Below are 4,438 nucleotides of genomic sequence, written 5' to 3' on the forward strand. Positions count from 1 at the left end.
CGATCATCGGCTATTCGATCAACGACAAGATCGTGATCGACGACCGTATCCGCGAGAATATGCGCCGTTACCGCAAGATGGACATGCGGGAGATCATCAACCTGTCGGTGAACGAAACCCTGCCGCGCACGGTGATGACCTCGGTGACGATCCTGCTGGCGCTGTTCGCGCTGTTGCTGCTGGGCGGGCACGTGCTGCGCGGCTTCACCGCGGCGATGATCCTGGGCATCGTCGTCGGCACCTATTCGTCGATCTACGTGTCGTCGTCACTGCTGATCTCGCTGGGCCTGCGTGCCGAGCCGGAGGCGAGCGACAAGGCGCGTCCCGCGACCGGTGTCGAGGGTGCCGAACGGGTCGGCCCCCGCACGTGAGACCCGCATGAGGATGGAGCGCGACCGCCCGGCGGAAGGACCGCTGGTCCGCGGTTTCGGCGCCGCCGGGTTCAAGGTCGATGCACCGGACGGGACGATCGGTATCTATCCCGCGCTGCTGCTGACGGCGGCCCGCGCGGACAATTGGGCTCCGCCGCCGCTTGCCGAACTCGACGAAGCGGCAGTGGCGTCGCTGTTCGTCCCCGAGATCGAATTCCTGCTGCTCGGCACCGGCGCGAATCTGCATCTCCCGCCGCGCGCGCTGGTCCGCGCGCTGGAGGCACGCGGGATCGGTGTGGAAGCGATGGACAGCCGCGCCGCCGCGCGCGCCTGGGGCGTGCTCCGCGCCGAGGGGCGCCGCGTCGCGGCTGCGCTGTACCCGCTGGGGACGTGACGCCACCCGTATTGGCGTCTGTTAATCCCGCCTGTGCTCAGCGCATTGTGATGCGGTTTCTGCTCTCCTCGGCCTAGGCCTGCTCGCCCCAGCGCGGCGCCCGGCTCGTCGCGCCGATACCGGGGTTGAGCCGGTTGCGCGGATCGAGCGAGCGGTAGAAGTTCGCCAGTGCGGGCTTGGCGACATAGCTGTGGCCGACATTATGCTCGGCGGGATATTCCGCCCCCTCCGCATCCAGCGCGGCGAGCAGCGCCCGCTTGACCCGCATCGCGTCTCCCCCGCGCCGGATCAGATAGTCGCGGTGGAAGACGTGGCAGAAGAAATGGCCGTAGTGCATCTCCGCCAGCACATCGTCGCGCACCGCGGCCGGCACCGCCGGCAGCCACTCGGTCGCGTTGCGCGGCAAGGCGACGTCCAGCGCCACGATCCCCCCCACCGCACGGTCGACCGCCTGCCGCCGCACCGCCGCCCCCGCCGCGACAAAGCGCAGCAGGAACGCCGCCTCCGCTTCCGTCGGGGTACAGGTGAAGCTGCCCGCGTCGCCATCACCTGCCAGCCGGTCGAGCAAGGCGCGCGTGGCTTCCGCATCATCTTCCGACACTTTGAGCAGCAGGTGATGCTCGTACCGTTCGTGCCACGCGCCGATGCGCGCCGGCACCGCACCGGGCAGCAGCGGCGCGGCGGCCTGCATCATCCGTTCGCTGGCGTCGCGGACGCCGAGGCGGCCGAACGCCGAGTCGATCCGCGCCTTGGCGGCGAACAGCCCCGGCAGGCGATCGGTACCCAGCCGCCGGATCGCGAAGGCGGTATCGCGGCCATAGCGCGCGGCGGTGGCAAAGGTGGTACGGTGCAGATATTCCGCCGCGATCGGCAGCGGCAGATCGCTGTCCAGCATCGCGCGGCGCAGCCGTGTCAACACGGCCGGATCGTTACTGCCGATATAGAAAGTGGTCGTCGCGCTCTCCTTCGCGAACGTATCGACCGCGACCGCGAACACCATCACCCGCCCCGCGCTGCCGGAGGCACCGCGCAACCGGCGCGGATCGGCGTTGTAGCGTGCGGGCGTGGCAGCGGCGACATCGCGGACATGGCGCGCATAATCAGGGTCGGAGCGCGCGATCGCCTGCGCCCCCGCATCGCCCGGCACCTGCCCGGCGTCGAGCCGCGCCAGCACCGACAGCGCATCGCCCTCCCCCAGCCCGATCGTGTCGATCAGCGCGATCGTGCCATCGTCGCCCAGCCGCGCATACAGCGCGGCCTCGGTATAGGCGGGGCCACGACGCACCAGCGAGCCACCCGAATTGTTGCACACGCCCCCGATCACCGAGGCACCGAAGCACGACGATCCGATCACTGAATGCGGCTCCCGCCCCAGCGGGCGCAGCGCGCGTTCAAGCTGATGCAGCGTCACCCCGGGCAGGCACAGCGCGCGTTGCGCCCCGTCGAGCAGGTACAGCCCCGTCAGGCGCATCGTGCTGACGATCACGACGGGCCGATCGTAATCGCCCTGCGGCGTCGATCCGCCGGTCAGCCCGGTGTTCGCGGCCTGGGTGATGACGATCACGTCGGCCGCCACGCAGGCCGCCAGTACGCGCCATTGCTCGACCAGCGTGCCCGGTCGCACCACTGCCAGCGCCTGCCCCGCCGCGCCGCGATACCCGCGACGGAAGCGCAATGTCGCGGACGATCCGGTCAGCACATGGCGCTTGCCGACGATATGGCGCAGATCGGCGAGAAGGGTCGTGTCGGTGACGGTCATCCGCCGTATCTAGGCGCTCCATCGCCGCGACGCACGGGTACGCCATAACCCGGCGATCTACCCCCCGCCCCTGCCGCGCCGAACTACGCCCTACCGCCGCGTTTCCGCCACGGGGGTCAGGGCGCGGCCCTCGTCGAACCACGCCACCAGATTGTCGACCACCAATTGCCCCATCGCCGCCCGGGTGCGTATCGAGGCGGAGCCGATGTGCGGCAGCAACACCACCTGATCCATCGCGCATAGGCTCGCCGGCACATGCGGTTCATCCTCATAGACGTCGAGCCCAGCCGCCTCGATCACACCCCGTTCCAGCGCGGAGACCAGTGCCGCCTCATCGACCACGCTTCCGCGCGAAACATTGATCAGCACCCCGTCACGGCCCAGTGCCGCCAGCACCGAAGCATCGACCAGATGCCGCGTCGATGCGCCGCCCGGCACCACCACGATCAGCACGTCGCTCGCCGCCGCCAGCGCCACCGGGGTGGGATAATAATCGTAACACACCCCCTCCTGCCGCGAGCGGCCATGATAGCTGACCGCCACGTCGAACCCCTCGAGTCGCCGCGCCACCGCCTTGCCGATCGCGCCCAGCCCCAGAATCCCCACCCGCCGCCCGCGCAATGTCGACGACAGAGGAAAGGGCGCATCCGCCCAGCGACCGTCGCGCACATAACGATCCGCCTGCGGCAGTCGACGCAGCGTCGCCAGCAGCAGCGCGACCGTCAGATCGGCGACCTCGTCGTCGAGCACGCCCGGTGTGTTGGTGACGACGATGCCACGCGCCGCCGCGCCCGCGGCATCGACATGATCGTAACCGACCCCGAAACTGGCGACGATCTCCAATGCGGGAAACCGATCGAACCAGGCAGCATCAACGCGGCCGGCGAGCGTATTGGCGGCCAGACCGCGGATTGCGCCCGCCTCGCGCGCCAGAAAGCCGGCCTGGTCCTCGATCTGCCACCAGCGGTGCAGCGTAAATCGCGCGTCCAATGCGGCGATCACGGCATCGGGCAGCGGGGCGGGCATCACGATCGCGGGACGGCTCATCACGCCCCGTTAGGTGGTTCGCGCGTGAAAGACGAGTGTGACGCGGTCAGGCGCGGATCAGGCCGGTAACCGGCTGCGCGCCAGCGTTGCCGGGGAACAGACCCGTCAACGCGCGCGCGGGATCGATCCCGAACTGCCCGGCGACCGCCCCGGCCACCCAGGCGTCGAGCGGCATCGTCGGTTTCAGGTCACGCCCCTCATACAGGTTCGCGGTCGCCAGGCCGGGCCAGTCGGCCAGCACGCGCCCACCCTTCACCGCGCCGCCGATCAGCATCGCCGCCGTGCCGGTGCCATGATCGGTCCCGCCGGTGCCGTTGACCGCGACGGTACGGCCGAACTCGGTGGCGACGAGCACGACGGTGTGATCCCATACCGGCCCCAGCCCGGCACGCAGCGCGCCGATCATCGCGTCCAGCCCCCGCAGATTGGCGGTCAGACGCGCCCGTTGCTGCGTATGCGTGTCCCAGCCGCCCGTCTCGATCATCGCGATCCGCGCGCCATTGGCGGGTGCCAGCAGCCGTGCCGCCAGTCCCCCGGTCGCGCCCGCCGCACGGCCATTGTCCGCCGCCAGATCGCCGGTCAGCTCGCGTGTCGACAGGGCCTCGCTCCACAAGCCATGGAGCTGGCTATCGCCCTGATACAGCATCGAGACGCGCTGCAGCAGGTCGTCGGAGGCCTGCGGCAATGCCGACGGCGCGTAGCTGGCGACCTCATGCGGGCCACGCAGCGCCATCGGCACCGTCGCCGTCACCGCGATCGCACGCGCCTCGCCGGAGGGGATCAGCGACAGCATCCGGTTCATCCAGCCATCGCGCAGCTGGTACGGCCCGGTGCCACCGGTTTCGAGCACGTTCTGGCCATCGAAGT

At 69.9% G+C, this 4,438-nt stretch carries 4 protein-coding genes and 1 pseudogene; 2 read left to right on the forward strand and 3 right to left on the reverse strand.

The window, feature by feature from the left end; all coding sequences use genetic code 11:
• Positions 1 to 371: pseudogene (locus ACFDSW_RS15305) on the forward strand (protein translocase subunit SecF); the annotation flags it as partial.
• Between the two features lie 7 nt (positions 372 to 378).
• On the forward strand, positions 379 to 765 hold the full coding sequence (locus tag ACFDSW_RS15310; protein ID WP_375251136.1) for an Mth938-like domain-containing protein: 387 nt from the start codon (positions 379 to 381) through the stop codon (positions 763 to 765).
• Positions 766 to 838: 73 nt separating this feature from the next.
• Here the strand turns inward: ACFDSW_RS15310 and dld are convergent, their stop codons facing one another.
• From dld to ACFDSW_RS15325, 3 genes are all read right to left on the reverse strand, one after another.
• Positions 839 to 2,524, reverse strand: a complete 1,686-nt coding sequence (gene dld, locus ACFDSW_RS15315) for a D-lactate dehydrogenase (protein WP_375251137.1) — start codon at positions 2,522 to 2,524, stop codon at positions 839 to 841.
• A gap of 90 nt (positions 2,525 to 2,614) precedes the next feature.
• On the reverse strand, positions 2,615 to 3,571 hold the full coding sequence (locus tag ACFDSW_RS15320) for a 2-hydroxyacid dehydrogenase (RefSeq protein ID WP_375251138.1): 957 nt from the start codon (positions 3,569 to 3,571) through the stop codon (positions 2,615 to 2,617).
• 46 nt (positions 3,572 to 3,617) lie between these two features.
• On the reverse strand, positions 3,618 to 4,438 hold an 821-nt coding region (locus ACFDSW_RS15325; protein ID WP_375251139.1), incomplete at its 5' end, for a DUF1501 domain-containing protein.

The organism is Sphingomonas sp., from assembly GCF_042091075.1.
Taxonomy (GTDB): domain Bacteria; phylum Pseudomonadota; class Alphaproteobacteria; order Sphingomonadales; family Sphingomonadaceae; genus Sphingomonas.